Origin of the sequence: Allosaccharopolyspora coralli (assembly GCF_009664835.1) — a bacterium.
Lineage (GTDB): Bacteria > Actinomycetota > Actinomycetes > Mycobacteriales > Pseudonocardiaceae > Allosaccharopolyspora > Allosaccharopolyspora coralli.
This window is the reverse complement of record NZ_CP045929.1, coordinates 1,566,315-1,593,314: the sequence shown is the minus strand read 5'-3', so window position 1 is coordinate 1,593,314 and position 27,000 is coordinate 1,566,315. Positions and strand designations below refer to the sequence as shown.

The following is a 27,000-nucleotide window of genomic DNA, read 5'->3' as shown; positions in this document are numbered from 1 at the left end:
CCGCCCGAGCTCGCTGGCGACCGCCCGGCGAGTACGAGTGGGCGCCCCGCCCGCCGAGACGAGAGGTGCACCAGACACGTGTGCGGCCTGCTTGGACTGGTCTGTCCCACCGAAGAGAACGCCGGTCACTCCGTCACAGCGGTAGCCAACGCGCTGCCCTGTCAGCGGCACCGAGGACCGGACGAGAGCGACACCTGGCACGGCGGCGAGGTGGTCTTCGGCTTCAACCGGCTGTCGATCATCGACCTCGAACACGCGCACCAGCCGCTGGTGTGGGGTCCGCCGGAGAACCCGCAGCGCTACGCCATCCTCGGCAACGGTGAGATCTACAACTACTTGGAACTGCGGGCCGACCTGGTCGAACGGTACGGCGCGCGGTTCAACACCGACGGGGACATCGAGACGATCGTCGCCGCCTACCACCACCTCGGTACCGGGATGCTCGGGCAGCTGCGGGGCATGTTCGCGTTCCTGATCTGGGACACCGAGCGCAAAGTGGTCTTCGGGGCGCGCGACCCCTTCGGCATCAAGCCGCTGTACTACGCACACGGCCCGCACGGGGTGGCGTTCGCCAGCGAGAAGAAGAGCCTCCTGAGCCTGTCGACGACCCTGGGCCTCCCGGAGGAGCTCGACCACCGCGCGATGCAGCACTACCTGCAGTTGCAGTACGTGCCGGAGCCGGAATCGCTGCACAGCGGCATCCGCCGCATCGAGTCGGGCACGTCGTTCACCCTCTCCCCCGGCGGCAAAGTCGTCACCGAGCGCTACTTCCAGCCGAACTTCTCGCCCCGCCCGGTCGACGGCGAGGCACAGGCCGACGCGCTGCACGAGAAGATCGCCGACGCCATGCGGGACTCGGTGGCCAAGCACATGCGCGCCGACGTAACCGTCGGCGCGTTCCTCTCCGGCGGGATCGACTCGACGGCCATCGCGGCGTTGGCCAAGGAGCCAACCCGGACCTCATCACCTTCACCACGGGCTTCGAGCGGCAGGGCTACTCGGAGGTCGACGTGGCGGCGGAGTCGGCGGCGGCGATCGGCGTCAAGCACGTCGTCCGCACCGTGACGCCCGAGGAGATGATGGAGGCACTGCCGCTGATCGTCTGGTACCTCGACGATCCGGTGGCGGACCCGGCACTGGTTCCGTTGTGGTTCATCGCCAGGGAAGCCCGCCAGCACGTGAAGGTCGTGCTCTCCGGCGAGGGCGCCGACGAGCTGTTCGGCGGCTACACGATCTACCGCGAGCCGCTGTCCCTCGCCCCGTTCGAGCGGGTGCCGGGTGCGCTGCGCAAGGTGATGGGCAAGGTCTCGACGGCGATCCCGGAGGGCGTGCGCGGCAAGGACCTCCTGCGTCGCGGCGCGCTGAGCCTGGAGGAGCGTTACTACGGCAACGCGCGCATCTTCCGGGAGGACCAGCTGCGAGCGGTGATGCGTGGCTACGACCCCGGTGTCTCGCACACCGACATCACGGCGGAGCCGTACCGCACGTCGCAGAACTGGGACCCGGTCACCCGGATGCAGCACGTGGACCTGTTCACCTGGCTGCGCGGCGACATCCTGGTCAAGGCCGACAAGGTGACCATGGCGAACTCGCTGGAACTGCGGGTGCCGTTCCTGGACCCGGAGGTGTTCAAGGTCGCCAGCGGCGTTCCGCTGGACCAGAAGATCACTCCCGAGACCACCAAGTACGCGTTGCGGCGGGGGTTGGAGAAGATCGTGCCCCCGCACGTCCTGAACCGGCGCAAGCTCGGGTTCCCGGTGCCGATCCGGTACTGGCTACGCGACGAGATGCACGACTGGGCGCGCAACATCATCCAGCAGTCCCAGACGGATCACCTCCTGAACAAGACCGCGGTGCTGCAGATGCTCGAGGAGCACCGTTCCGGGGTGCTGGACCACTCGCGGCGCCTGTGGGCGCTGCTGGTGTTCATGCTCTGGCACGGCATCTTCGTCGAGGGACGACTCTCCCCGGAGGTTCCCGAGCCGCACTACCCGGTCAAGCTCTGAGAGCGCATTTTGGAACTTCGGTAGGGGTCCGGTACCGCCCGCCCAGTTCGCGCCTCGCTGCGTTGGGGTCCTCTTGAGTCCACGCCGACCGTACGCGGCGAGAACCCCTGTGTTGCGAGGCACGAACTGGATCGCCGGAGCCTCTCACCCTGCTCAGGCTGGCACGTGAGAGGCGTGCCCACGGGCGCAACCGCCAGTTCCCAACGCCCGGTCAGGCGCGCGGGGGTGCGGTGGACTCCCGGACGACGAGGCTCGGTGCGAACCTGCGGTCGTGACCGCGAAGGGCGGGCACGTCAGGATCGAGGAGCAGAGCGAGCTGGTCGACCGCAGCCGCGGCCATCTCGTCGATCGGCTGGGCCAGCGTGGTCAGAGCCGGGTGGCTGTAGGCCGCGAGCGGAATGTCGTCGAAGCCGACCACCGACAGGTCCGCCGGAACGGACAAGCCCCGCTCGCCCGCCAGTCGTATCGCGCCGAAGGCCATGACGTCGGAGGAACAGAGCACTGCCGTCGGCCGGGACGACTCGAGAAGCTCGGCCATCGCCCGCGCGCCGCCTTCGGCACTGAACGTGTCGTGTGCGATCAGCCTCGACGCGGCGCCGGCCTCGTCCAGCGCCGCCGACCAACCGTCCCGTTTCAGGCGGGACGCCAACGCGCTCGCGGGACCACTGACGAAGCCGATCCGCCGGTGCCCGAGATCGAGCAGGTGCCGGGTTCCGGTGTAGCCGGCGAGATACTCGTCGATGGCGACGTCGGGCACGTCGACGGTCGGCGCGCCGCCATTGACGAACACCACCCGCACGCCGTCGGCCATGAGCCTGCGGTACCGACCGGGCACGCCTTTCCGGGCGCGAGTGAGCGAGGCGATCTCGGGAGAGACGAAGATCATGCCCTCGACCCCGCGTGCGTTGAGCATGCACACGTACTCGTCCTCGGTCATCGCCGCCCGCGTGTTGCACAGCAGCGACGCGTACCCCTTCCGGGCGGCGCGGGATTCGAGCGCTTCGGCGAACGCGGGGAACACCGGGTTCGCCAGTTCGGGGACGAGCAGGCCGACGACCCCGGTCCGACGCAGCGCTCCGACACCCCGCGGGGTGTGCGGCATGGAGTCCAGGGCCGCGAGCACCCGCCTCCGTGTCTCGTCGTGGATACCCGGCTTACGGTTGAGCACCCGACTCACCGTCGAGACGCTCACACCGGCCTCGGCGGCGATCCTCGCCAGGCCCGTCATCGCCGTCCTCCCCACTTCGAGCGGTGGAGCGAACGGCACTTTCGCCCCACCAGACGAGGTGAAAGTGCCGTTCGCTCCACAAGCCCGATGGCGCGAACGGCACGTTCGCCTCGTGTGACGGGGCGAAAGTGCCGTTCGCTCCTCAGCTCAGTTTTGCTCCGGTGTGCAGTGCGATTCCGGAGGTGGCCGGGATCGTCGTGCTCACCGTGCCGTCCTGCGCGACCTCGACGGTGCCACCGGTGCAGCTTCCGTCGACGAGCGCACCGGACATCACGTCACAGTATGTCCCGGCGGGCAGCGACGAGGCGAAGTCGCCGGCCATCTCGCCTTCTCCGGCGTTGAACGCGGCGAAAGCGGCCTCGCCGCGGCCGAACGCGATCTGGTCGCGACCGTTGTCCCACCAATTGTTGACTTCCGCTCCCCCGGCGGCGTTGGCCAGTCCGACCGTTCCGGCGATCGTCCGGTTCCTGTGTTCGCACACCCACCCGGCACCGTCGCAGTCGACCGGAGCCGTCATGCCACCGTCGTCGGCGGGCGGGCTGGAGTCGGGATCGTCGAAGGTGTAGCTGGACATCACCTTCGGCGTGCCGTACCCGTACGCGACGGCGAACGCGTTCGCGAGGTCGTGCCGTGCGCCGTCCTTGTAGGTCAGGGTCGGGCTGCTGCGCTGGGTGTCGTGGTTGTCGACGAACACGACCGCCTGTTCGCTCCCGACCGACATCGAGTCCGCCAGCGTGTTCAGTCCCGACACCGCGCCGTTGGCGAACGCGTTCGACACCTCGTGGTGGTAGGTGAACTCGGTGACGTCACCGTTGCCGACGTACTCGGTGGGGCTGGTCGTGGAGTCCCCGATGACTTCCTGGAACACATAGGGCTTCTGACCGGTGCCCGGTACTTCGACGAGACCGTTGACGAGTGCGCCGATGTCCTCCGGCGGCATGTGTTTGGCACCGTCCACGCGGAATCCGGCGACGCCCATCCCGACGAGCCGGTTGAGGTAGTCGAGCTGCGTCGAACGGACCTTGTCGGAGCCGGTCTTGAGGTCGGCGAGGCCGACGAGCTCGCAGTTGCGCACTTCCCACTGGTCGTCGTAGTTCTCGATGTCGCGGCGGCACTCGCTGAAGTCGGCGTCGGCGAAGATTCCCGGATAGTCGTACTTCGAGAACTCCGAGCCGGCACTGCCCGGCCCGCTGTCCACCGAACCGCTCCCGGTCATGTGGTTGACGACCGCGTCGACGTAGACGTTCACGCCCGCCGCGTTGCAGCTGGAGACCATCGCCGCGAACTGCTCGGCCGAACCCCGGCGTGTTTCGAGCTGGTAGCTCACCGGCTGATAGTCCTGGTACCAGGGATGTCCCTGATCATCGAGGACGACGTGCTCCTGCGGCGGGGACACCTGCACCCCGGCGTACCCGTTCGGGCCGAGGAAGTCGCGGCATTCCGTGCCGACGGACTCCCACGGCCACTGGAACAGGTGCACCATCGGTCCCTCACGCGTGGGGTCCGGCTGAGCCTTCGGCTCCGCGGCAGCGGGTGACGCCATCGCGGCCACCAGTCCGCCCGCCAGAGCCAAAACGGCTAATCGCATTCCTTCCTCCTTCGTCGGCGTGCCCCACATCACAAATACTTGCGCCGCGAAAGAGCAATACTTCATCGGGAACGGTCGTGAAAGGCCAGGACATTCGCAAAAGTTTGCACCGTGCCCTGGTTCCGACGGTCTACGTCGGGCTCGGGGGCCACCCCGACCGCACGCGCGGAGCGGGTGCCGACGAGAATCGGGAACCATGCGCGAGGTGGAGATCTCCGACGACAGCATCCGGCTGGGCCAGTTCCTCAAGCTTTCGGGGCTCGCCGAGGACGGAGCCGAGGCCAAAGGGCTGCTGGAGGAAGGCGAGATCACGGTGAACGGGGAGACGGAGACTCGGCGGGGTCGGCAGCTCGCGATCGGCGACCGCGTGACCCTCGGTGACGAGGAAGTCACCCTCACCCACCGCTGAGCGGTGATTCCGCGTGAGCGGACGCATCATCGCCGGTCAGGGCGTTCAAAGCACACGAAAAGCGGCCCCCGACGGTCGGTCGGGGGCCGCTTTTCGGACCGCGGGCCGCGCACCCGGGTTCAGTGGGGCGGCGCGAGCGCGAAAGTCAGTGGAACGAGTCGCCACAGGCGCAGGAACCGCCCGCGTTCGGGTTGTCGATCGTGAAGCCCTGCTTCTCGATCGAGTCGACGAAGTCGATGACGGCACCCTGCACGTACGGCGCGCTCATCCGGTCGACGACCACGTTCAGGCCCTCGAACTCGCGGCTGGCGTCCCCGTCGAGAGCGCGCTCGTCGAAGAACAGCTGGTAGCGCAGACCAGCACACCCGCCCGGCTGAACCGCGATGCGCAGGTGCATGTCGTCCCGGCCCTCTTGGTCGAGCAGGGCCTTGGCCTTCGTGGCTGCCGAGTCGGTCATCGTGACACCGTGCGCGGGTGCCTCGCTCTCGATCGTGCTGTCCTGGGCGGTCATGGCTCTCCCTATGCGGTCTTGCACGTTCGCGTCCTGAGACGTCGAACGGTCGAGGGTCGGCGGCTATTCCCGGCCCAGCCGGTGCCGACAAGCCGGGAAGCCTCTCCTCCATGGTGGCACACCACAGCGTAGTCGACGCACGCCCACGCTCTCCCGCGCGACGGTCTCTTTCATCACGATTCACCGTGTCGCCTACCCTGGTGGGGTGAGGTTCCTTCGCCGCAACACCGCTGAGCAGACCGCGTCCGAGAGCGGGGCCGAGACGTCCACGGTCACCGATGAGCAGCAGACGCAACCGGGCTACACCCCAGGCAAGGGGCGCCCGACGCCGAAGCGCAGCGAGGCCGAGGGCAAGCGCCGTGGTCCCGTCCCCCCGCCGCCGAAGACGCAACGTGAAGCCGTCAAGCGGATGCGCGGCAACAAGCAGGAGCGCCGCAAGGCCGCGACCGAACGCCGCGAGCGAATGATGGCCGGCGACGACCGCTACCTCATGCCGCGGGACCGCGGCCCGGCGCGGGCGTACGTGCGGGACCTGGTCGACTCACGACGGCACTTCATGGGGCTGTTCATGCCGCTGGTGCTGGTCGTGTTCGTCACCACGCTGATCCAGAACATGGTGATCCAGCAGTACGCGACCCTGGCCTGCATGATCCTGCTGATCACGATGGCGTTCGAGGGCTCGCTGCTCGGCCGCGCGGTGGTGCGTGAGGTCCGGGCGAAGTACCCCAACGCGCCGGACCGGTCGTTCGCCCTGGGCTGGTACGCCTTCACCCGTGCGATGCAGATCCGCAAGCTGCGGGTGCCGCGGCCGCGACTGCGCCCCGGCGAGACGCCGAAGCCGGGCTGAGCTCGCCCGGACGAGGATCGTGACCGCGGCGCGGTCGTCCTCCGGCGTCGTGGTCATCATCTAGGGTCGCCGTCATGGAGTTTCGTCGTCTCGGCCGCAGCGGCCTGTCCATCAGCGAGATCGCCTACGGCAACTGGATCACCCACGGTTCCCAGGTCGAGGAGGAGACCGCGGCACAGTGTGTGCGTGCCGCCCTCGACGCGGGCATCACGACGTTCGACACCGCCGACGTCTACGCCGGAACCAGGGCGGAGGCGGTGCTCGGCCGCGCGCTGGCCGGGCAACGGCGGGAGAGTCTGGAGATCTTCACCAAGGTCTACTTCCCCACCGGTGAGGGACCGAACGACCGCGGCCTCGGCCGCAAACACGTCACCGAGTCCTGCCACGCCTCGCTGCGGCGGCTGCAGACCGACTACCTGGACCTCTACCAAGCGCATCGGTTCGATCCGACGACGCCGCTGGAAGAGACGATGAGCGCGTTCGCCGATCTGGTACGGCAGGGCAAGGTGCTCTACGTCGGCGTCTCGGAGTGGAGTGCCGAGCAGATCACCCAAGGCGCCGAGCTCGCCAGGGAACTCGGGGTGCCGCTGATCTCGAACCAGCCGCAGTACTCGATGCTGTGGCGGGTGATCGAGTCCCAGGTGGTGCCGGCTTCCGAGCGCGAGGGCCTCGGTCAGATCGTGTGGTCCCCGTTGGCGCAGGGTGCCCTGACCGGCAAGTACCTGCCGGGCCAACCACCACCCGCGGGCTCGCGCGCGACCGACGAGAACAGCGGGAAGGACTTCATCTCCCGGTGGATGCGCGACGACGTGCTCTCGGCGGTCCAGGAGCTCAAGCCGATCGCCTCCGACCTCGGCCTCAACACCGGCCAGCTCGCGCTCGCGTGGGTGCTGCAGAACTCGAACGTCTCGGCGGCGATCATCGGGGCGTCCCGGCCGGAGCAGGTCGCCGACAACGTCCAGGCCTGCGGAGTGGTGCTGGAGCAGGACGTGCTCGACCGTATCGACGCCGTGCTCGGTGACCTGCCCCAGACCGACCCGCGGCTGACGCAGTCCTGATGACCGACCACCCCCGGCGAACACTCGTGCTCGGCGGGGCGCGTTCGGGAAAGTCCGCGCACGCGGAGGGGTTGGTTCCCGCCGACGAGGTCGTGACCTACGTGGCGACCTCGCGGCGCGACCCCTCGGACGCGGAGTGGACTCAGCGCATCGCCGAGCACGAAGCCCGTCGGCCGTCGTCATGGATCACAGTCGAGGCCGGTGCGCCGGACGAGGTGTGCTCGGTGCTCGACACGGCCGTGGAACACGACCCGCCGCTGCTCGTCGACGACCTCGCGACATGGTTGACGGGAGTCCTCGACGACGCGGCGGCGTGGGAGCGTGATCCAGCCGCGCTGCGGGAGGTGGCGGCCCGGTGCGATTCACTGGTCGTCGCGCTGCGCGACTGCCGAGCGCGGGTCGTGCTCGTCTCGGCCGAGGTCGGGCTGGGGGTCGTGCCCGGCACTCGATCTGGAAGACTCTTCCGTGACGAGCTGGGCGCGTTGAACGCTCGACTCGCCGAGCAGTGCGATCACGTCGTTCTGCTCGTCGCCGGGGTCCCACTGCGACTGCGTTGAGGCCCCGGCCGCACCCCCGCACACGACCACGGAGGTAAGGCGTGAGCGCGCCCGGACCCGAACAGGACACCGCATCCGACCGCCAGGTCGCGTTCGCGGAGGTCCCGGCACCGGACGAGCAGGCACACCGGGAGGCCGTGGCACGCCAGGAGCAGCTCACCAAGCCTGCCGGGTCCCTCGGCAAGCTGGAAGATCTCGGCGTGTGGGTGGCGTCCCGCCAGGGTGCCTGTCCACCACGCCCGTTCGCCCGTCCCCGCGTGGTCGTCTTCGCCGGCGATCACGGTGTCGCCACCGGAGGCGTGTCGGCCTATCCACGTGAGGTCACCGCGCAGATGGTGACGAACTTCCTGACCGGAGGCGCGGCGGTGAACGTGCTCGCCGCTGCGTCCGGCGCGAGCGTGCGCGTCGTCGACATGGCCGTCGACACCGACACCCCGGAACTGGTGAGCGCGCACAAGGTTCGGCGTGGCTCCGGCTCGATCGACCGCGAGGACGCCTTGACCGCCGAGCAGGTCGTCGACGCCGTGAAGGCCGGTCGCACGATCGCCGACGAGGAGATCGACGCCGGCGCCGATCTGCTCGTCGCCGGCGACATGGGGATCGGGAACACGACACCGGCGGCCGTGCTCGTCGCGGCGCTCACCTCCACAGAGCCCGTCGCGGTCGTCGGGCGGGGTACCGGCATCGACGACACGGCGTGGATGCGCAAGACCTCCGCGATCCGCGACGCGCTGCGGCGTGCGCGACCCGTCGTCGGCGACCCGATCGCGCTGCTGCGCACCTCGGCAGGCGCCGACATCGCGGCGCTCGCCGGGTTCCTCGCGCAGGCATCGGTGCGAAAGACGCCGGTCGTGCTCGACGGGGTCGTGGTCGGGGCGGCAGCCATGGTGGCCGAGGAACTCGCCCCGGGTGCGAGCAAGTGGTGGCTGGCCGGACACCGTTCCGTGGAGCCCGGGGCGCGGATCGTGCTCGAACACCTCGACCTCACGCCGGTCCTCGACCTGGGAATGCGGCTCGGCGAAGGGTCCGGGGCACTGACGGCGTTGCCGATCGTGACCGCCGCGGCACGGGTGCTCGCCGACATGGCGACGTTCGCCGAGGCCGGAATCGGCGGGCCCACAGCTGAGGAAGCCACCGCCGCGACGCCCCCCGACGCCTGACGTGGACGGGTTCCGTCTCGCGCTGTCGTGGTTGACCGTGCTGCCCGTGCACGTGTCCGAGGTGGACACCCGCTCGGCGGGACGCGCGATCAGCTGGGCTCCGGTCGTCGGCGCGTTGCTGGGATGTGTCGCCGCGGCCCTGTTGTGGGCGATCCACTCGTTCGGCGCTCCTCCGCTGCTCGCCGGTCTGGTCACGGTGGCGGCGTTGGTCCTCACGACCCGCGGGATGCACATCGACGGTCTCGCGGACACTGTGGACGGTCTCGGTTGTTACGGATCACCGCAGCGGGCTCTGGAGGTCATGCGCGACGGGAGCACCGGCCCCTTCGCGGTGGTGGCGTTGATCTTCGCGGTGAGCGGACAGGCCGTGGCCCTCGGGGCGCTCGCGGTCGGCGGACACTGGCTCGCGGTGATCCTCGGCGTCGCGGTGGGCCGCGCCGGTTTCGTGCTGTCCTGCCGCGCCAGAATTCCCGCTGCCCGGCCGGAGGGACTGGGGTCGCTGGTCGCCGGATCGCAGGCGCTGGCCCTGGTCGCCGTGTGGTGGACGACGCTGGCGGTGCTCGGCGTCTTCGTGATCGACAGCGCCTGGTGGCTCGGCCCCGTCGCCGTCGTGCTCGCGGGCGCGACGGTGTTCGCGCTCGGCGTCCACACCCGCCGCCGCTTCGGCGGAATCACCGGTGACGTCCTCGGCGCCTCCTGCGAGATCGCGACCACCCTCGCGCTCGCAGTACTCGCCCTGGCATGAGAGGGAAAACCCCAAGGCCAGTACCCACATGCACTCTGAGTCCTCGACACCTTCGCTGCCACTCGTGCGAGGGCCACGAGCAGGTTGGTGGTCGCGCGGATCGAGGCTTGCGGTCAGGCACCCTGCGGCATCGGGTTTTCGCTGGCTAGGCAGGCTGGTCACCGCCGTTTCTCACCTCGTGGCTGGCGAGGACAGCGTCGACCTGGTTCCGCAGCCAGCCGCGAGGTGAGGTTCTTGCTCACCGAAACCGGCACCGAACGAGCCTCTGTCGTCTGGCGGGAAGCTCAGCCAAGCAGTCGTTCTCCGATCAGCCGCCGGAGACGGAGGGAACGACGTGCACTTCGGCTCCGTCGGCCAGTGGCAACGCCGTTCCGCCCGCATGTCGGCATTCGTCGCCGTCGACGTAGAAGTTCACGTGACGCCGCAACACTTTCTGCTCGTCCCGCAACCGGCGTTCCAACGCCGGATGCCGCGCCGCGACGACGTCGAGAACGGTGCCGAGCGTCGCGCCGGACTCGACCTCGATCTCCAACGCCGGGGCGTTCTCCGCGTGCGGACGCAGCATCCTCGGCACTTGAACGGTCACCACCATCTCGACCTCACACCGTCGCGGCCCGCACCGAGAGCACGTCGGGCAGGTGGCTGCCCAGCAGCGACCAGTTCTCACCCTCGTCCCTGCTGGCGTACACCTCGCCGGAGCGCGAGCCGAAGTACACACCTGCCGAGTCCGCGTCATCGAGGCACAACGCGTCGCGCATGACGGCCGACCAGAACCGTTCACGCGGCAGCCCCGTCTCCAGCGCGGTCCACGTCGTGCCCGCGTCCTCGCTGCGGTACACCCGGCACCGCCCGTCCGGCGGGAACCGTTCGGCGTCGGCGACCAGCGGGAACCCGTAGACGACGTCCGGCCGGTGCGGGTGGGTCACGATGGGGAAGCCGAAATCACTCGGCAACCCGTCCGCGATCGACTGCCAAGTGAGGGCACCGTCGTCGCTGCGATAGACGCCGTGGTGGTTCTGCGCGAAGAACCGCTCGGGTTTCGCCGGGTGCTGCGCGATCTTGTGCACGCACTGCCCGAACTCCGGGTACTCGTTCTCCGGCATGAAGTAGGCGCGGATTCCCCTGTTGCTCGCCTGCCAGCTCGCGCCGCCGTCGTCGGTCCGGTAGACGCCGCCCGTGGACATCGCCACCACGACCCGGTTGCGGTCGTGCGGGTGGGCCAGGACCGAATGAATCGCCTGTCCGCCGTAACCGGGCCACCAGTCGGACCGGTGCGGGTGGTCCCACAGACCGCGAACGAACTCGAAGGTGCGGCCGCCGTCCTCGGACCGGAACAACGCCGAAGGCTCGGCGCCCGCGTACACGACATCGGGCTGATCCACCGGGCCGGGAGCCAGTTGCCACACTCTGCCGAGCGAGGCGCCGGTGTCGGCGGGAAACGCCACGGGGGCGTGATCCGGTTCCTGCCAGGTCTTGCCGAGGTCGTCACTGGTCCACACGCTCGGCCCGAAGTGTTCGCTGTGGGCGCCTGCGAGAATCCGCGCACCGTCGCGGGTGTCCACGGCGACCGCGAACACGTCGTTCATCGGCAGGTGCGGGCCGGTGATCTCCCAACTCCGCCGGTCGTCCTCGCTGATCGCGAGCCACAGTCCTTTGCGCGTCCCGATCGCGAGCAGCACCGTTCGTGCCATGTTCCCCTCCACCGCTGGTCGTGTTCCTGCTGTACCGACGTCCGCCGGGAGCGGAATCCATCGCCCCCACGGAGTGACCCCAGTCACAGCGCGGAGGCTACTCCCGGGGACCGACAGCGCCACGAACAGCACTGCGGCGCCCCTCGAACGAGGGACGCCGCAGGGAGCGCTCCGCCGACGTGCTCAGCTCAGCTTCGTCATCCAGGAATTCTCGTCGGCTTCGAGGCCCTTCTGGATGCTGGTCAACTTTTCGCGCAGCCGCATCGTCACCGGGCCGGGGCTGCCGTCGCCGACGGTGAACTCACCGCCGTCGTGCTTGACGTACCCGACCGGCGTCACGACGGCGGCCGTACCGCACGCGAACACCTCGGTGAGTTCGCCGGATGCCGCCTTCTTCTCCCACTCGTCGGTGGTGATCCGGCGCTCCTCGACCTCCAGACCGAGCTGCTCGCCGAGCGTCAGCAGCGACCGGCGGGTCACGCCGGGCAGCAGACTCCCGCTCAACGCCGGCGTCACGAGCTTCGCGTCCGAACCCGACCCCATCACGAAGAACAGGTTCATGCCGCCCATCTCCTCGACGACGCTGTGCTCCACCGCGTCGAGCCACACGACCTGGTCGCAGCCCTTCTCGACGGCCTGCTGCTGGGCGAGGAAGCTCGCCGCGTAGTTGCCCGCGAACTTCGCCGCGCCCGTCCCGCCCGGGGCCGCGCGCACGTAGTCCCGACTCAACCACACCGTCACCGGTTTGATGCCGCCCGCGAAGTACGAGCCCGCCGGGGACGCGATCACCACGTACAGATAGGCGTTCGCCGGACGGTTGACGCCGAGGCTCGTCTCCGTGGAGAACATGAACGGCCGCAGATACAGCGAGCTCTCACCTTCGCCGGGCACCCACTCCACGTCGGTGGCGACGAGCTCCCGAAGCGAGGACAGGAACAGCTCGTCCGAGAGCTTCGGCATCGCGATCCGGTGTGCGGAGTCGCGGAACCGCTCCGCGTTCGCCTCGGGGCGGAACGCTGCCACGGAGCCGTCCGGCTGCCGGTAGGCCTTGAGCCCCTCGAAGATCGACTGCGCGTAATGCAGGACGGTCGTCGCGGGATCGAACTGGAACCCGTGGTACGGCTCCACCTTCGCGTCGTGCCAGCCACGGTCGGCGGTCCAGGGGATGGTCACCATGTGGTCGGTGAAGTACTGCCCGAATCCCGGGTTCGCCAGGATCTCAGCGCGACGCTCCGCGGTGGCCGGCGTGGGGTTGGATGTCCGGGTGAACGACAGAGCATCAGTCATGCGCGTACCGTATACCGCCGCTACGACCACTGAGAACTGGAGCACCGAAACTTGGGTCTCCGACAATTTCCCGGTGATTCTCGACGGAAGAACCGCTCGGCCGACCCGCACCGGCACGACGCTTCTATGATGTGCGCATGACCCACTCGCAGAACCTGCCCGCCACCACCGGGCCCACGACCGTCTCGCAGGATCTGCTCGCCGCGGGCATGGGCGCGCTGATGGTGCTCGGCGGCGGCCTGCTGGTGCTTTTCGGCTGGGCATGGCTCGGCTTCTTCGGCGGCCTGCTCGGCGCCGGCGGCGTGTTCGCGGCGGGTGCGTGGTGGCGCAACAAGCACGGCGTGCTCTTCCCGAAGAACCTCACCGGCGGCGCTGTCGGAGGGGCAGCCGCCCTGGTCGCGCTCCTGACGCTGTTTTTCTTCATGGCCGTCTGAAGAGCTGTCGGTGGTCTGCGGTGGTGGTCACCTACCGGCGTCCCAGCTTGCCGCTCGCGACGTTGGGGTCGCCTCGAGTACCAGCACGTACGCAGCGGCGGCCCCGGCCTTGCGAGCGAGAACCTGGAACACCGGAGCTTCTCACCGTGCTCGGGCTGAGCACGCAAGACCATGCCCTGACGGGCATCAGAACAAGAACACAGACAGGCTGAGAGCGCATAGTGGATCTTGGGGACGTGGTCCGGTACCGCCGCCCCAGTGCTGAGCGCACCGTTCGACGAGCCGCCGCTGCCGAACCGACGGTTGCGGCCTCACCGGGAGGTCGGTTCGGCCGCCCCGACGAGTTCGTCCGGCAGCTCCGGGACGGTCCATGCAGGATCGGGGCGCGCGTCGCAGTGGGTGCCGTCGAACGGGAACTTTCCCGCGTCGGCCAGCTCGATCAACCGTTCTCCCTCGGACCGGAGTCGCCGCAGATGCCCGGTGTCGAGCCGGCACGCGCGCAGTGCCCACTCCACCTCGTCCTCGTCCTTCCACGACCACGACAAGTCCGGCGTCACTTCGAGGTCGAGTACTCCGTCGACCCTGTTCACCCCGTGGGCGTCCCGGCCCAACGGCACCTCCAGGTTCACGTACCAGTTCCGGAAGGTCCCGTCGGGATGGAAGAACCACCACACCGACGACCACTCGTGCTCGAACACCAGCCGCAACGTCGGGTGGGTCCGCCATGTCGACCGTGCGGGCACCCTCCGCCCGCTGAACCGTTCGTCGAGCGGCATCTGCCGTGGCGTGCGGCCGTCCGGTGAGGTGGTGATCCGGATCGGGGTACCGGGCAACACCCAGCACAGCACCCGGTCCGCCTCGTCGGAGACCACCCGCGCCGGGTGCACCGTGCCGAGCGAGCCGTCCAGCCTGCAGAACCGGTACAACAGCCGGTCCCCTTCGTTCCACCGGGTCAGCACAGGCTCAGCTCCATCGTCTCGAGACCAGGCCACCGACGAGCGGGCCGAGCACGGCGGCACCGGCCGCCCCGGTCAGCGCGGGCACCGGCATGCTCACGGCGAGGACCACACACAGCGCCATCCCGAGGCAGGCGGTGCGCTGCGGCCATGTCCGGTCCTCGGCGAGCAGGATCCGGACACCGGCGTTGGCGAAGGCGTAGTGCACCAGGACGCAGCATGCGCCCAGTGCGAGGGCGGCAGCCGGATCGAGCAACGCCGTCAACGCACCGGCGGCCGCGGCCCCGAGCATGTCGAGAAGCCACGGCGTGCCGTGCGAGCCCGTCTTGGCGAGTCCGGCAGGCAGATCCCGGTCCCGCACGACCGCCAGTGCGGTCGAACGCAGTGTCTCCACCGCACCGAGCAGCACCGGCAGCATCACCAGCGCCGCGCCGACGCCGACCCACGGTTCGAGTCCCTGCGCACCCGCGGCCGCAAGAACGTCGCGCAACGGAGCCGGGGCCAGCCCGAGTCGTGCTCCGCCGAACTGCCGCAGCAACGCCACCGCCACCACGGCGGTGATCATGGTCGCCGCGACGAGCGAGACGATCAGCCCTCGCCGGATCGTCACCCGAGGGAACCGTTGCGACTCGTCGTCCGGTGCGGTCAACCGCTCGAACCCGAGGAACACGACGAACAATGTCCCGGCCGCGGCCACGATCCCCAGTGGTTCCACGTCCACCCCCGGCGTCCGCTCCGGCGGGGAGATGGCCAAACAGGTCACGACGACGAGTCCGAGCACGGTGCACGTGCCCAGCAGCCATAGCCACGCCGCGGTCCCGCGCAGGCGCAGACCCGTGGTCGCCGCGAGCACGACGACGAACGGCACGGCCAGCGAGATGCCGAGCGAACCGCCGGGCACCGCATACTCGCCGATCGCCCCCGCGAGCGCCGCGATCAGGGCCGCGTAACCGACGAAGTGGCTGCTCGCGGCGATTCGCGCAGGCACGATACCCAGCCTCGCCCGCACACAGCCGTACGCGGCGCCCGGACCGCGGTAGCTCTCGGAACTCTCCGCCGAGGAGACGGCGCAGCACACGGCCGCCAGCACGGCGAGCGGGAGTCCGAGCAGGGCCAGCCCGCCCGCGGCGGCCGAGGCCGCGCCCACGCCGACGAACACCCCGGCGCCGAGCATCCCCCCGAGTGCCAACGCCACCGCTGCGGCGCTCGTACGCAGCACCGAAGGCGATTCGCCCTCATGGGTCGCAGGCTGTTGTGCCACCGCACCGCCCTCGTTCGGCCGATCGATCCTGTCTCCCGTGCGCGCTCGACAACGGTCACTGCTCGAGCGGGCCCCGCCGAGTCTAGAACCGGATCACCGGAGTACGAGCGATCCGACCGGGAAATCTTCACCGCCCGCCGGTGCGCTCTGAGCACGACGCGGCGTTCTAGAGTGCTCGACAGCATGCCTATCCGATGCTGGCCGCCGCCACCCTGCGACGGCCACGCAGACCGGTTCCGGAGGACCCGCACGTGACCACACCCAAGCTCAACCTCACCGATACCGCGGCAGCCAAACTGACCGTGGACGCACTCGTCGTCGGTACCGTCCAAGGTTCCGACGGCCCCGAACTCGCCGTGGGCGCAGAGCGGGTCGCGTCCGCGTTCTCGGGTGACCTCGGCAAGGTTCTGAGCACGCTCGGCGCGACCGGCAAGGCCGACGAGGTCGTGAAACTGCCCGCAGGCGACGGGCTGCGCGCCGACGTGCTCCTGGCGGTCGGGCTCGGCAAGCCGGACGCGAACGGTCAGATCGGTGCCGAGGCCGTGCGCCGGGCCTCGGGTGCCGCCGCCCGCTCTCTGGCAGGTGTCTCGCACGCCGCGACCACGTTGTCCGCGCTCGACCTCTCCGCCGCGGTCCAGGGCACCGTGATGGGCGCCTACACGTTCACCGCGTACAAGTCCGACAAGGGCGACGACCCGGTGAGCAAGGTCGACTTCGTCGTCGACAGCGCCAAGGACGACACGAACAAATCCGCGCTCAAGGGCGCGACCGCCATCGGCAAGGCCGTCACGACGGCGCGCGACCTCATCAACACGCCGCCGAACGACCTGTTCCCCGCCTCGTTCGCCGAGCGGGCCGCCGAACTCGGCAAGACCGCCGGCTTGCACGTCGAGGTGCTCGACGACGACGACCTGCGCAAGGGCGGCTACGGCGGCGTCCTCGGCGTCGGCGGTGGCTCCACGCGCACACCGCGTCTGGTGCGGATGCGACACAAGGGCACCAAGGGCTCGAAGAAGGTCGCGCTGGTCGGCAAGGGAATCACCTTCGACACCGGCGGCATCTCGATCAAGCCCGCGGCGAACATGGAGGACATGACCTCGGACATGTCCGGGGCCGCGGCGATCGTGGCGAGCATGGTGCTGGCCGCCGAGCTCAACTTCCCGCTGGAGATCACCGCCACCATCCCGATGGCCGAGAACATGCCGTCGGGAACCGCCTACCGTCCCGGTGACGTCCTCACGATGTACGGCGGCAAGACCGTGGAGGTGCTCAACACCGACGCCGAGGGCCGATTGATCCTGGCCGACGCGCTGGTCCGCGCATGCGAGGACGAACCCGACTACCTCGTCGAGACCGCCACGCTCACCGGCGCCCAGCTGGTCGCACTCGGGACCCGGACCCCGGGCGTGCTCGGCAGCGAGGAGTTCCGCGACCGGGTCGCCTCGCTGTCGCAAGGCGTCGGCGAGGGCGGCTGGGCCATGCCGATGCCGGAGGAACTGCGCGGCGAACTCGACTCCAAGCTCGCCGACCTCGCCAACATCACCGGCAACCGCTGGGGCGGCATGCTCGCGGCGGGAGTGTTCCTCGGTGAGTTCGTCGCCGAGGACGTGCAGTGGGCACACATCGACATCGCAGGCCCTGCCTGGAACACCAAGGGCGCGTGGGGCTACACCGGCAAGGGCGGCACCGGAGTCCCGGTCCGCACCATCGGCGCGGTCCTGGCCGACATCGCCGAGAACGGCTGACGCACACGAGGCACCGGGGCGCCGCCGTCCCGTCGCGGAAATCGACCGGAAGAGGCTTCTGCGGGGCGGCTGTGCCTTCAGGCCCCTCGCACCGTCGTCACACCCGCGAACCAGCCACTGTGATCCGCTCGAAAAGATCACTACACGGGCCGGGAGGGATGCGACGATGGCCGGGTGACCGACAACATCGAACAGGACCGCCGTGACGCCCCGGCCGTGCGCGCACGACACGACTACGCGGTCGAGGTGGTGTGGACCGGCAACACCGGTCACGGCACCAGCAGCTACCGCAGTTACCAGCGCATCCACGAGGTACGTGTCGACGGCCGGGAGCCCATCGAGGCCTCCGCTGACCCGACGTTCCGTGGCGACGCCGATCGCTACAACCCGGAAGAGCTTCTGGTCGCGTCGCTCTCGCAGTGCCACATGCTCTGGTACCTGCACCTCGCGGCGGAATCCGGCGTGGTCGTGATCGGCTACCACGACGCGGCGCGCGGCACGATGGCCGAGAGCGCGGACGGGCCGGGCTGGTTCGAGCAGGTCGTGCTCGCCCCGGAGGTCACCGTGGAGGACCACGCCAGCGTCGCGGTCGCCGAGGCGTTGCACGAGCGCGCGCACGAACTCTGCTACATCGCGCGATCGGTGAACTTCCCGGTGCGTCACGAGGTATCGGTGCGCGTCGCGAACTGACTCGGGTCCCCGGCCTGCGGAGCACGGCGTCCCCCGACTCCGTGGTGCTCAGTCCTCCAACGACTGCCGGTGTGCGCGTTTCCGCAACGCACGCTCCCGCGCTTGGCGGTCGCGCATACGTTGCGGATAGCCGACCTTGGCCACCTCGTAGATGGGGATGCGGAGCTTACGAGCCAGCTTGAACGCCGCATCGTGCCCGGCCACCCGGCGTCGCGTCCATTCACCGTCGTGGGCGACGAGCATCAAGGTCGTCTGCGTCATGACGGTCGGCGGCTCGAGGAAGGCCTCGACGCCGCGCCGGGTCTCCGCCCATTCGCGCAGGTGATCGACGTCGTCCGAGACCGCCGCCCGGCTCGGCTTCTTCCCGCGACGGCGTAGCCGATCGAACAAACCCACCGCATTCGCCTCCTTTCACCCTCGATAGTGCCACCGTGAGCATGGGTGAGGTGTGAGGTTCGTCCCGGATTGTGATCTCAGTCGTCCCCACGGGTTTCCGGCGAGCCCACGTCGCGTCGAGGTCAGCCGTGGTGACAAGATGGCCTGGGTGCCTCGGCCCCGGGCGAACTTCCGTCGGCTGCGGACCCCGGTACCTCACCGAACGTCAACGTTGCCTGTCGAGGAGTACGCAAAGTGACCGACAACTCCGCCGATCTGGTCATTCTCGGTGGCGGCTCGGGCGGCTACGCCTGTGCCTTCCGCGCCGCCGAGCTGGGCATGTCCGTCGTCCTGATCGAGAAGGACAAGCTGGGCGGTACCTGCCTGCACCGCGGCTGCATCCCCACGAAGGCCCTGCTGCACGCTGCCGAGATCGCCGACGCCGCCCGCGAGGGCGACCAGTTCGGCGTCAAGTCGTCCCTCGAGGGCATCGACATGGCGGGGGTGAACAGCTACAAGGACGGCATCGTCGGCAAGCTCTACAAGGGCCTGCAGGGACTGGCCAAGGCCCACAAGGTCACCTTCGTCGAAGGCAACGGCACCCTCGTCGACGCCAACACCGTCGACGTCGACGGAACCCGCTACACGGGGCGCAACGTCGTGCTCGCCACCGGCTCGTACTCCAAGACGCTGCCCGGGCTCGAGCTGGGCGGCCGGATCGTCGACTCCGAGCAGGCGCTGACCATGGACACCGTGCCGGACAAGGTCGTCGTTCTCGGCGGAGGCGTCATCGGCGTCGAGTTCGCCAGCGTGTGGCGCTCCTTCGGTGCCGAGGTCACCGTGGTCGAGGCGCTGCCGAACCTCGTCCCGAACGAGGACGTCTTCGCCTCCAAGCAGCTGGAGCGCGCGTTCCGCAAACGCGGGATCAAGTTCAAGACCGGCGTGAAGTTCACCGGCGCCGAGCAGTCCGACTCGGGCGTGCAGGTCAGCCTGGAGACCGGCGACACGCTCGACGCGGACCTGCTGCTGGTCGCCGTCGGCCGCGGTCCGACCACCGAGGGCCTCGGCTACGAGCAGGTCGGCGTGAGCATGGAGCGCGGCTTCGTCACCACCGACGAGCGGCTCAACACCAGCGTCCCCGGCGTGAAGGCCGTCGGTGACATCGTGCCCGGGCTGCAGCTCGCCCATCGCGGCTTCGCCCAGGGCATCTTCGTCGCCGAGGACATCGCCGGACTCGACCCTCAGGTCATCGACGAGGCGGGCATTCCCCGTGTGACCTACTGCGAGCCGGAGGTCGCCTCCGTCGGACTCACCGAGTCCGAGGCCGAGCAGCAGCACGGCGAGGTCGAGGCGTTCACCTACGACCTCGCAGGCAACGGCAAGAGCCAGATCCTCAAGAGCCCCGGAGCCGTGAAGGTCGTGCGCGCCAAGAACGGTCCCGTCGTCGGCCTGCACATCGTCGGCAACCGGGTCGGCGAGCTCGTCGCGGAGGCCCAGCTCATCTACAACTGGGAGGCGTTGCCCGAGGACGTCGCGCCGCTCATCCACGCCCACCCGACCCAGACCGAGGCGCTCGGCGAGGCCCACCTCGCCCTGGCAGGCAAGCCACTGCACGTCCACGGCTGAGCCGGCCACCCCGCCAAGCACCCCGCCACACATCGAGGAGTCAGCAAGCAGATGACCTTCTCCGTTCAGATGCCGGCCCTCGGCGAGAGCGTCAGCGAGGGCACGATCACCCGGTGGCTCAAGCAGGAAGGCGAGACCGTCGAGGTCGACGAGCCGCTGCTGGAGGTCTCCACCGACAAGGTCGACACCGAGATCCCGTCCCCCGCGGCGGGCGTCCTGCAGAAGATCGTCGCCCAGGAGGACGACACCGTCGACGTCGGCGGCGAGCTCGCCGTGATCGGTGACTCGGCGGAGGGGTCCTCCTCCGCCGAGGCGTCGGCGCCCGCACAGGAGGCGCCTGCTCAGCAGGAAGCCCCGGCTCAGCAGGAAACCCCGGCTGAGGAAGCCCCCGCCCAACAAGAGGCCCCGGCTCAGCAAGCCCCCGCCCAGCAAGAGGCGGCAGGCGGCTCGTCGGGCACCGACGTGGAGATGCCCGCACTGGGCGAGAGTGTCGCCGAGGGCACGATCACCCGGTGGCTCAAGCAGGTCGGCGACAGCGTCGAGGTCGACGAGCCACTGCTGGAGGTCTCCACCGACAAGGTCGACACCGAGATCCCGTCCCCGGTCGCGGGCACGGTGCTCGAGATCGCCGCCCAGGAGGACGACACCGTCGAGGTCGGCGGCAAGCTCGCGGTCGTCGGTGAACAGGGCGCCGCCCCGGCCTCCACCGACGCCGAGCAGCAGCAGTCCGCTCCCGCCGAGCAGCAAGCCGCGGCGAGCGCCGCACCGGCGAAGGAGGAAGCCCCGGCGGAGCCCGCGCGCGAGGCTCCGGCACCGGCACCAGCGCGGGAAACCTCCGCACCGGAGCAGCAGCCCAGCCCGGGACAGCAGCCCGCCGCGGCACAAGCGGCTCCGGCACAGCAGGCCGACGCGGGTAGCGCACCGTACGTGACACCGCTGGTCCGCAAGCTCGCCAACGAGCACGGCATCGACCTGTCCGCGATCAAGGGCAGCGGGGTCGGAGGCCGGATCCGCAAACAGGACGTCCAGGCCGCCGTCGACGGAAAGCAGACACAGCAGGCGTCCGCACCGGCGGCTCCGGCCCGGCCGAGCGCCGTCGCGGTCGAGCCCTCCGCCGAGGCGCAGGCACTGCGGGGCACCACGCAGAAGATGTCGCGGCTGCGTCAGGTCATCGCACAGCGGATGCGTGAGTCGCTGCACGGCGCAGCGCAGCTCACCACGGTGGTCGAGGTCGACGTCACGAACATCGCCCGCCTGCGGGACCGTGCGAAGGCCGGTTTCGAGGCCTCCGAGGGCGTGAAGCTGTCGTTCCTGCCGTTCTTCGCCAAGGCCACCGTCGAGGCGTTGAAGCTGCACCCGGTGGTCAACGCCTCGATCGACGAGGAACGCAAGGAGATCACCTACCACGGTGCCGAGCACCTCGCGGTCGCCGTCGACACCGAGCGCGGCCTGCTCACCCCGGTGATCCACGATGCCGGTGATCTCAACCTGGGCGGCCTCGCCCGCAAGATCGCCGACCTCGCGGAGCGCACCCGGGACAACAAGATCAAGCCCGACGAGCTCAGCGGCGGCACGTTCACGCTGACCAACACGGGCAGCCGGGGAGCGTTGTTCGACACGCCGATCCTGAACCCGCCGCAGGTGGGCATGCTCGGGACCGGCACCGTCGTGAAGCGCCCGGTGGTCGTCCCCGACGCCAACGGCGAGGACACGATCGGGATCCGTTCGATGCTGTACCTGGCGATGTCCTACGACCACCGCCTGGTCGACGGCGCGGACGCGGCGCGGTTCCTCACCACGCTCAAGCAGCGCCTCGAAGAAGGCTCGTTCGAGGCCGACCTCGGTCTGTGAGGCGTGAGTCTTTGTGGTGGCTATAGGCACCACAAAGACTCACGCGCCTTCCCGGGGGCCGCTCGTCACTCGACGGGCGGCCCCCGTGGCGTTCCGGTGACTCTTCGTGACCGTGTGAGGAACTGGACGGTCCACTGTGGGCCGAACGGGGTGCGCCGAAACGATCAGTGCGGGAGCATCGAGTCATGCGCGTTGTGATCGCCGGGTCGTCCGGTTTGCTCGGCACCAGCCTCGTGCCTGCGTTGCGACAGGGCAAACACGAGGTGATCCGGCTGGTGCGGCGGGAGCCGGAGGCACCGGACGAGCGGGGCTGGGATCCCGCACGAGGGCATCTCGACGACGGTGCGCTCCACGGCGCCGAGGCGGTGATCAACCTGTGCGGCGCCGGTATCGGCGACAAGCGGTGGACCGAGCAGCGCAAGCGTGAACTCGTCTCGTCCCGCACCCAGGCCACCACGGTCCTCGCCCGGGCAGTGGCCGAGCAGGGCATCCCGGCGCTGCTCAACGCCTCCGCCGTCGGCTACTACGGCGACACCGGCGATGAGCAGGTCACCGAGGACTCCGGCTCCGGTTCGGGGTTCCTCGCCGACATGTGCAGACAGTGGGAGCAGGCGACGGCACCGGCCGCCGACGGCGGCGCCCGGGTTGCCCTGTTGCGTTCCGGCCTCGTGCTCTCCCCCGCCGGTGGCCTGCTCGGTCCCTTGAAGCCGTTGTTCAAGTTGATGCTCGGGGGACGGATCGGAAGCGGACGGCAGTACATGCCGTGGATCTCGTTGGACGACGAGGTCTCGGCGATCCGGTTCGTGCTGGAGAACCCCGAGCTGTCCGGGCCGGTGAACGTGACCGGGCCGGTGCCGGTGACCAACGTCGAGTTCACCCATGCTCTGGCGACCGCGCTCGGCCGCCCGGCGCCGTGGGTGGTACCCGGTTTCGCGCTGCGGGCCGTGCTGGGCGAGTTCGCCGACGAGGGCGCGCTGGTGGGCCAGCGGGCGATTCCGGCGAAGCTCATCGAGCACGGCTACCCGTTCCAGCACCCCACGCTGGAGGCCGCACTGGCCGCCGTGGCGCCGTGACACCCCGGCCCGTGAGTACGCTGGTCGACGTGACTGGCGCTGACATTTCCTGCCGGACCTCCGCCGAGCCGGTCGAGGTCCGGCACCTCGGCACGATCGACTACCTGTCCGCGTGGGAGCTGCAACGACAGACCCTGGACGCCCGCGCCGACGGCAAGGGCCCGGACACGTTCCTGCTGTTGGAGCACCCGTCGGTGTACACGGCGGGCAAGCGCACCGAACCGGAGGACCGGCCGCAGGACGGCACGCCGGTCGTCGACGTGGATCGCGGCGGAAAGATCACATGGCACGGTCCGGGCCAGATCGTCGGCTACCCCATCGTGATGCTCGCCGACCCCATCGACGTGGTCGCCTATGTGCGCAGGCTGGAACAGGCCCTCATCCACGTGTGCGACCAGTTCGGCCTGGACACCGGCCGGGTCGACGGACGTAGCGGTGTGTGGCTCGCGGCAGGTGACGGCCGTCCGGAACGCAAGATCGCGGCGATCGGCATCCGCGTCCAGCGGGGCGTGACGATGCACGGCCTCGAGCTGAACTGCAACGCCGACCTCGGCGAATTCGACCGGATCGTGCCGTGTGGCATCGCCGACGCCGGGGTGACCTCGCTGTCCGCCGAATTGGAGCGGGACGTCACGGTGGACGAGGCGATGCCGCTGGTGCGGCAGGCGGTGCTCGACGTCCTCGACGGCACGCTCCCCGTCGCCGAACGGGACCTCACCCGCGCCACGCCGGAGGCCGCGGGCATGACCCTCGCCCTCGACCCCGACCTCCGCTGAGAGCGGGTAGGACACCAGACGATCGCGGGGCGCTGAGAGCTCCGGTCACGAACAGCCGTGAGGCGGTAGCGAGAACGACATGACGAAGTGGACCGAGGCCGACATCCCCGACCAGACGGGCCGCACCGTCCTTGTCACCGGAGCGAACTCGGGGCTCGGCCTGCGCAGCGCGGAACTACTGGCGAGCAGGGGCGCCCGGGTGCTCATGGCCTGCCGTGACCCGGAACGTGGGCGCGCAGCGGTCGACCGAGTACGCGCGGTGTCGTCGACGGACCCCGAACTGGTGACGTTGGACCTCGCCGACCTGGCTTCGGTGCGCAAAGCGGCCGAGTCGGTGCGCGAACTGACCGGCGACACCCTCGACGTGGTGATGAACAACGCCGGAATCATGGCGGTTCCGCACCGCACGACCGCCGACGGCTTCGAACTGCAGGTCGGCACCAATCACCTCGGGCACGCGGGTCTGACGTGGCTACTGATGCCCGCGCTGCGCTCCCGGCCGGGTGCACGGGTGGTGACGCTGTCCAGCATCGCTCACCTCGGCGGCAACCTCGACGTCGCCGACCTCAACTTCGGCAGCCGCTCCTACACTCCCGCCAAGGGCTACACCCAGTCGAAACTGGCCAACCTCATGTTCGCCGTCGAGCTCGACCGGCGCGTCCAGGCGGCCGGGCTCGACCTGGTCAGCGTCGCCGCCCATCCGGGGATGAGCGAGACCGAACTGCCGGGGAACTCGATCCGAATGCGCACGACATCGTCCGTGGTGGACAAGCTGACCCGGCTGGGCAACAAGGTCGTCACCCAGCCCGTCGAGCGGGGCGTCCTCCCGCAGCTCTACGCCGCTACGGCACCGGGTGTGCGCGGCGGCGAGTACTACGGGCCGAACGGTTTCCGTGAGCTGCGGGGCTGGCCCGCACTGGCGAAGAAGCTGCGGGCCGCGTCGGACGAACGCACCGGCCGTGCGTTGTGGTCGGTCACGGCCGACCTCACCGGAATCGATCCCGACCCTGCCTGAGCCCGCAGGGACACCTCGTCGGCGTGACCCTGCTCACGACCTGCATGTTCGCGGTGAGTGAGAACGACGCGGTGTCGATCCACACCGCCCGGAGGGCGTAGCCTGACGGACGTGACTGTGGCACCGGAGGGGCGGAAACTGTTGCGTCTGGAAGTGCGCAACAGCCAGACGCCGATCGAGAAGAAGCCGTCGTGGATCAAGACCCGCGCCCGGATGGGCCCGGAGTACCAGGAGCTCAAAAGCCTGGTGAAACGCGAAGGGCTCAACACCGTCTGCGAGGAAGCGGGCTGCCCGAACATCTTCGAATGCTGGGAGGACCGCGAGGCGACCTTCCTCATCGGCGGTGACCAGTGCACCCGGCGCTGTGACTTCTGCCAGATCGACACCGGCAAACCCGCCGAGTTCGACGACACCGAGCCGCGCAAGGTGGCCGAGTCGGTCCAGGCGATGGGTCTGCGCTACTCGACGGTGACCGGCGTGGCCCGCGACGACCTCGACGACGGCGGCGCCTGGCTCTACGCCGAGACGGTGCGCCGGATCCACGCGCTCAACCCGGGCACCGGTGTGGAGCTGCTCATCCCGGACTTCAACGCCGAGCCGGACCAGCTCGCCGAGGTCTTCGGCTCGCGGCCCGAGGTGCTCGCGCACAACGTCGAGACGGTGCCGCGGATCTTCAAGCGGATCCGCCCGGCGTTCCGCTACGACCGGTCGCTGGAGGTCATCACGAAGGCCCGCGAGGACGGGCTGGTGACCAAGTCGAACCTCATCCTCGGCATGGGCGAGGAGCCGCACGAGGTGACCGAGGCGTTGCAGGACCTGCACGACGCCGGCTGCGACATCATCACCATCACCCAGTACCTGCGCCCGAGCCCCCGGCACCACCCCGTGGACCGCTGGGTCAAGCCCGAGGAGTTCGTCGAGCACACGAAGGCCGCCGAGGAGATCGGATTCCCCGGTGTCATGGCCGGCCCGTTGGTCCGCTCGAGCTACCGCGCGGGCCGGTTGTACGCGAAGGCGACGCAGCACCGCGGTATGCCGCTGCCGGAGAACCTGCAGCACCTCGCGCAGGCGCAGCCCGCCGCGCAGGAGGCCAGCAGCCTGCTCTCGCGCTGACTGCACCCTCGGTGGCCCGGGCCGCAGCGTGCGGCCGGGCCACCGGCGTGTCCGGCGGTTCGTCGAGCTCACGAGGCCCGGAACCGCGCCATCGACCCGCGACTGTGGCAACGGGACCGGCAGCCGTATTCTGGGAGTCATGGCCTCGCAAGACAAAGCCGCCAAAAAAGAGGCGCGCAAGCAGAAACGGCAGGCGTCCAAGGCACGCCGCCAGCAGCTTTTCCAGGCGTTCCAGATGCAGCGCAAGGAGGACAAGCTGCTCATCCCGATCATGGTCGGGGTGCTGCTGGGCGTCACCGCGGTGGCGTTTCTGCTCGGCCTGATCTGGAACATGCACTGGATGTTCCTGCCGGTCGGCATCGCATTCGGCCTGCTCGGCGCGGTGATCATCTTCGGCCGCCGGGTGCAACGCACCGTCTACCGCAAGGCGGAAGGGCAGCCAGGGGCGGCCGGGTGGGCGCTCGACAACCTTCGCGGTAAGTGGCGGCTTACTCAGGCCGTCGCCGGCACGGCGCAGCTCGACGCGGTGCACCGGCTCATCGGGCGGCCCGGCATCGTCCTCGTCGGCGAAGGCACCCCGCACCGGCTCCGCAACCTCATGTCGCAGGAGAAGAAGCGCGTCTCCCGAGTCGTCGGCGAGACGCCGATCTACGAGGTCGTGGTCGGAAACGACGAGAACGAGGTTCCGCTGCGCAAGCTGCAGACGCACCTGTCGAAGCTGCCGCGCAACATCAGCGTCGCGCAGATCGACTCGATCGAGAACCGGCTCACCGCACTCGCCTCCCGCGGCAACGCCATGCCGAAGGGGCCGATGCCGCAGGGCGCGAAGATGCGGAACATGCAGCGGACGATGCGGCGCGGTCGATGACCCGGTCGGAGTGCCTGCCTTTGATCTTGCCCTGATGCGTCGGGGCATGGTCACCGTGTTCAGCACGGGCACGCTGAGGGGCTCAGGCGTTCGGAGTGCGTGCGGCGGTACTGGACCACCTACCCACGTT

The 27,000-nt window shown here is 69.5% G+C and carries 25 protein-coding genes and 1 pseudogene; 17 read left to right on the top strand and 9 right to left on the bottom strand.

Annotated elements, in window-relative coordinates; translation table 11 throughout:
• Positions 1 to 78 precede the first annotated feature (78 nt).
• A pseudogene (gene asnB / locus GIY23_RS07590) lies at positions 79 to 2,006 on the top strand (asparagine synthase (glutamine-hydrolyzing)).
• A gap of 211 nt (positions 2,007 to 2,217) precedes the next feature.
• On the opposite strand, the gene GIY23_RS07585 reads toward asnB, so the two are convergent.
• Together GIY23_RS07585 and GIY23_RS07580 are read right to left on the bottom strand one after the other, a co-directional pair.
• Positions 2,218 to 3,234, bottom strand: coding sequence for a LacI family DNA-binding transcriptional regulator (locus tag GIY23_RS07585; protein ID WP_154076000.1), 1,017 nt, complete (start codon positions 3,232 to 3,234; stop codon positions 2,218 to 2,220).
• A 142-nt stretch (positions 3,235 to 3,376) separates the two neighbouring features.
• A complete protein-coding gene (locus tag GIY23_RS07580) occupies positions 3,377 to 4,822 on the bottom strand; it encodes an alpha-amylase (protein ID WP_154075999.1) in 1,446 nt (481 codons plus the stop codon).
• Between the two features lie 196 nt (positions 4,823 to 5,018).
• Here GIY23_RS07580 and GIY23_RS07575 point away from each other — a divergent pair, with 196 nt between their 5' ends.
• Entirely contained in the window at positions 5,019 to 5,231 is a 213-nt protein-coding gene (locus tag GIY23_RS07575; protein WP_154075998.1) for an RNA-binding S4 domain-containing protein, read from the top strand.
• A gap of 145 nt (positions 5,232 to 5,376) precedes the next feature.
• Here GIY23_RS07575 and GIY23_RS07570 read toward each other — a convergent pair whose 3' ends face one another.
• The gene (locus GIY23_RS07570; protein WP_154075997.1) at positions 5,377 to 5,742 is read right to left on the bottom strand and encodes a HesB/IscA family protein; all 366 of its coding nucleotides are present in this window, start codon (positions 5,740 to 5,742) and stop codon (positions 5,377 to 5,379) included.
• A 205-nt stretch (positions 5,743 to 5,947) separates the two neighbouring features.
• Here GIY23_RS07570 and GIY23_RS07565 point away from each other — a divergent pair, with 205 nt between their 5' ends.
• The 5 genes from GIY23_RS07565 to cobS all read left to right on the top strand — a co-directional run bounded on the left by GIY23_RS07565 (position 5,948) and on the right by cobS (position 10,109).
• Complete coding sequence (locus tag GIY23_RS07565; RefSeq protein WP_154075996.1) at positions 5,948 to 6,589, top strand: DUF3043 domain-containing protein; 642 nt, start codon at positions 5,948 to 5,950, stop codon at positions 6,587 to 6,589.
• 74 nt (positions 6,590 to 6,663) lie between these two features.
• A complete protein-coding gene (locus GIY23_RS07560; protein WP_154075995.1) occupies positions 6,664 to 7,647 on the top strand; it encodes an aldo/keto reductase family protein in 984 nt (327 codons plus the stop codon).
• Positions 7,647 to 8,204 (top strand): bifunctional adenosylcobinamide kinase/adenosylcobinamide-phosphate guanylyltransferase, encoded by a 558-nt coding sequence (cobU, locus tag GIY23_RS07555; protein ID WP_154075994.1) that lies wholly within the window; start codon positions 7,647 to 7,649, stop codon positions 8,202 to 8,204. The genes GIY23_RS07560 and cobU overlap by 1 nt, the downstream gene beginning before the upstream one ends.
• Before the next feature lie 41 nt (positions 8,205 to 8,245).
• Positions 8,246 to 9,364 (top strand): nicotinate-nucleotide--dimethylbenzimidazole phosphoribosyltransferase, encoded by a 1,119-nt coding sequence (gene cobT / locus GIY23_RS07550; RefSeq protein ID WP_154075993.1) that lies wholly within the window; start codon positions 8,246 to 8,248, stop codon positions 9,362 to 9,364.
• A gap of 1 nt (position 9,365) precedes the next feature.
• The gene (cobS, locus tag GIY23_RS07545) at positions 9,366 to 10,109 is read left to right on the top strand and encodes an adenosylcobinamide-GDP ribazoletransferase (protein WP_154075992.1); all 744 of its coding nucleotides are present in this window, start codon (positions 9,366 to 9,368) and stop codon (positions 10,107 to 10,109) included.
• A 307-nt stretch (positions 10,110 to 10,416) separates the two neighbouring features.
• Here the strand turns inward: cobS and GIY23_RS07540 are convergent, their stop codons facing one another.
• The 3 genes from GIY23_RS07540 to GIY23_RS07530 form a co-directional block, all read right to left on the bottom strand.
• Positions 10,417 to 10,701 (bottom strand): ubiquitin-like small modifier protein 1, encoded by a 285-nt coding sequence (locus tag GIY23_RS07540; protein WP_154075991.1) that lies wholly within the window; start codon positions 10,699 to 10,701, stop codon positions 10,417 to 10,419.
• 7 nt (positions 10,702 to 10,708) lie between these two features.
• Positions 10,709 to 11,800, bottom strand: coding sequence for a WD40/YVTN/BNR-like repeat-containing protein (locus GIY23_RS07535; protein WP_154075990.1), 1,092 nt, complete (start codon positions 11,798 to 11,800; stop codon positions 10,709 to 10,711).
• 183 nt (positions 11,801 to 11,983) lie between these two features.
• Entirely contained in the window at positions 11,984 to 13,087 is a 1,104-nt protein-coding gene (locus GIY23_RS07530) for a branched-chain amino acid aminotransferase (RefSeq protein WP_154075989.1), read from the bottom strand.
• 137 nt (positions 13,088 to 13,224) lie between these two features.
• Between GIY23_RS07530 and GIY23_RS07525 the strand changes: the two genes are divergently transcribed.
• Positions 13,225 to 13,521, top strand: a complete 297-nt coding sequence (locus GIY23_RS07525; protein ID WP_154075988.1) for a hypothetical protein — start codon at positions 13,225 to 13,227, stop codon at positions 13,519 to 13,521.
• A 311-nt stretch (positions 13,522 to 13,832) separates the two neighbouring features.
• On the opposite strand, the gene GIY23_RS07520 is transcribed toward GIY23_RS07525, so the two are convergent.
• Both GIY23_RS07520 and GIY23_RS07515 read right to left on the bottom strand, forming a co-directional pair.
• Positions 13,833 to 14,480 carry a DUF402 domain-containing protein gene (locus tag GIY23_RS07520; protein ID WP_154075987.1) on the bottom strand — a complete coding sequence of 216 codons (648 nt, stop codon included), beginning with the start codon at positions 14,478 to 14,480 and terminating at the stop codon, positions 13,833 to 13,835.
• Between the two features lie 4 nt (positions 14,481 to 14,484).
• The gene (locus GIY23_RS07515; protein WP_228717597.1) at positions 14,485 to 15,738 is read right to left on the bottom strand and encodes an APC family permease; all 1,254 of its coding nucleotides are present in this window, start codon (positions 15,736 to 15,738) and stop codon (positions 14,485 to 14,487) included.
• Between the two features lie 251 nt (positions 15,739 to 15,989).
• Between GIY23_RS07515 and GIY23_RS07510 the strand changes: the two genes are divergently transcribed.
• Positions 15,990 to 17,483, top strand: coding sequence for a leucyl aminopeptidase (locus GIY23_RS07510; RefSeq protein WP_154075986.1), 1,494 nt, complete (start codon positions 15,990 to 15,992; stop codon positions 17,481 to 17,483).
• 174 nt (positions 17,484 to 17,657) lie between these two features.
• Positions 17,658 to 18,173, top strand: coding sequence for an OsmC family protein (locus GIY23_RS07505; protein ID WP_228717596.1), 516 nt, complete (start codon positions 17,658 to 17,660; stop codon positions 18,171 to 18,173).
• Positions 18,174 to 18,221: 48 nt separating this feature from the next.
• On the opposite strand, the gene GIY23_RS07500 is transcribed toward GIY23_RS07505, so the two are convergent.
• On the bottom strand, positions 18,222 to 18,569 hold the full coding sequence (locus tag GIY23_RS07500) for an oxidoreductase (protein WP_154075985.1): 348 nt from the start codon (positions 18,567 to 18,569) through the stop codon (positions 18,222 to 18,224).
• Positions 18,570 to 18,803: 234 nt separating this feature from the next.
• Here GIY23_RS07500 and lpdA point away from each other — a divergent pair, with 234 nt between their 5' ends.
• From lpdA to GIY23_RS07465, 7 genes are all read left to right on the top strand, one after another.
• Positions 18,804 to 20,174, top strand: a complete 1,371-nt coding sequence (lpdA, locus tag GIY23_RS07495) for a dihydrolipoyl dehydrogenase (RefSeq protein WP_154075984.1) — start codon at positions 18,804 to 18,806, stop codon at positions 20,172 to 20,174.
• 51 nt (positions 20,175 to 20,225) lie between these two features.
• Positions 20,226 to 22,025: a 2-oxoglutarate dehydrogenase, E2 component, dihydrolipoamide succinyltransferase gene (gene sucB / locus GIY23_RS07490; protein WP_154075983.1), complete on the top strand. Its 1,800-nt coding sequence runs from the start codon at positions 20,226 to 20,228 to the stop codon at positions 22,023 to 22,025.
• A gap of 185 nt (positions 22,026 to 22,210) precedes the next feature.
• Complete coding sequence (locus GIY23_RS07485; RefSeq protein ID WP_154075982.1) at positions 22,211 to 23,098, top strand: TIGR01777 family oxidoreductase; 888 nt, start codon at positions 22,211 to 22,213, stop codon at positions 23,096 to 23,098.
• Positions 23,099 to 23,127: 29 nt separating this feature from the next.
• Positions 23,128 to 23,874 carry a lipoyl(octanoyl) transferase LipB gene (lipB, locus tag GIY23_RS07480; protein WP_154075981.1) on the top strand — a complete coding sequence of 249 codons (747 nt, stop codon included), beginning with the start codon at positions 23,128 to 23,130 and terminating at the stop codon, positions 23,872 to 23,874.
• A 79-nt stretch (positions 23,875 to 23,953) separates the two neighbouring features.
• Entirely contained in the window at positions 23,954 to 24,889 is a 936-nt protein-coding gene (locus tag GIY23_RS07475) for an oxidoreductase (protein WP_154075980.1), read from the top strand.
• Positions 24,890 to 25,000: 111 nt separating this feature from the next.
• The gene (gene lipA, locus GIY23_RS07470) at positions 25,001 to 26,002 is read left to right on the top strand and encodes a lipoyl synthase (protein ID WP_154075979.1); all 1,002 of its coding nucleotides are present in this window, start codon (positions 25,001 to 25,003) and stop codon (positions 26,000 to 26,002) included.
• A gap of 139 nt (positions 26,003 to 26,141) precedes the next feature.
• Positions 26,142 to 26,870, top strand: a complete 729-nt coding sequence (locus GIY23_RS07465; RefSeq protein WP_154075978.1) for a DUF4191 domain-containing protein — start codon at positions 26,142 to 26,144, stop codon at positions 26,868 to 26,870.
• Positions 26,871 to 27,000: the final 130 nt, after the last annotated feature.

Bases quoted from the DNA above. Each gene is read 5' to 3' on its own strand.
- GIY23_RS07485 (WP_154075982.1), top strand. From the start codon at position 22,211: ATGCGCGTTGTGATCGCCGGGTCGTCCGGTTTGCTCGGCACCAGCCTC.
- GIY23_RS07585 (WP_154076000.1), bottom strand. From the start codon at position 3,234: ATGACGGGCCTGGCGAGGATCGCCGCCGAGGCCGGTGTGAGCGTCTCG.
- GIY23_RS07535 (WP_154075990.1), bottom strand. From the start codon at position 11,800: ATGGCACGAACGGTGCTGCTCGCGATCGGGACGCGCAAAGGACTGTGG.
- GIY23_RS07560 (WP_154075995.1), top strand. From the start codon at position 6,664: ATGGAGTTTCGTCGTCTCGGCCGCAGCGGCCTGTCCATCAGCGAGATC.
- sucB (WP_154075983.1), top strand. From the start codon at position 20,226: ATGACCTTCTCCGTTCAGATGCCGGCCCTCGGCGAGAGCGTCAGCGAG.
- cobU (WP_154075994.1), top strand. From the start codon at position 7,647: ATGACCGACCACCCCCGGCGAACACTCGTGCTCGGCGGGGCGCGTTCG.
- GIY23_RS07475 (WP_154075980.1), top strand. From the start codon at position 23,954: ATGACGAAGTGGACCGAGGCCGACATCCCCGACCAGACGGGCCGCACC.
- GIY23_RS07465 (WP_154075978.1), top strand. From the start codon at position 26,142: ATGGCCTCGCAAGACAAAGCCGCCAAAAAAGAGGCGCGCAAGCAGAAA.
- GIY23_RS07570 (WP_154075997.1), bottom strand. From the start codon at position 5,742: ATGACCGCCCAGGACAGCACGATCGAGAGCGAGGCACCCGCGCACGGT.
- GIY23_RS07580 (WP_154075999.1), bottom strand. From the start codon at position 4,822: ATGCGATTAGCCGTTTTGGCTCTGGCGGGCGGACTGGTGGCCGCGATG.
- GIY23_RS07525 (WP_154075988.1), top strand. From the start codon at position 13,225: ATGACCCACTCGCAGAACCTGCCCGCCACCACCGGGCCCACGACCGTC.
- GIY23_RS07530 (WP_154075989.1), bottom strand. From the start codon at position 13,087: ATGACTGATGCTCTGTCGTTCACCCGGACATCCAACCCCACGCCGGCC.
- GIY23_RS07575 (WP_154075998.1), top strand. From the start codon at position 5,019: ATGCGCGAGGTGGAGATCTCCGACGACAGCATCCGGCTGGGCCAGTTC.
- GIY23_RS07540 (WP_154075991.1), bottom strand. From the start codon at position 10,701: ATGGTGGTGACCGTTCAAGTGCCGAGGATGCTGCGTCCGCACGCGGAG.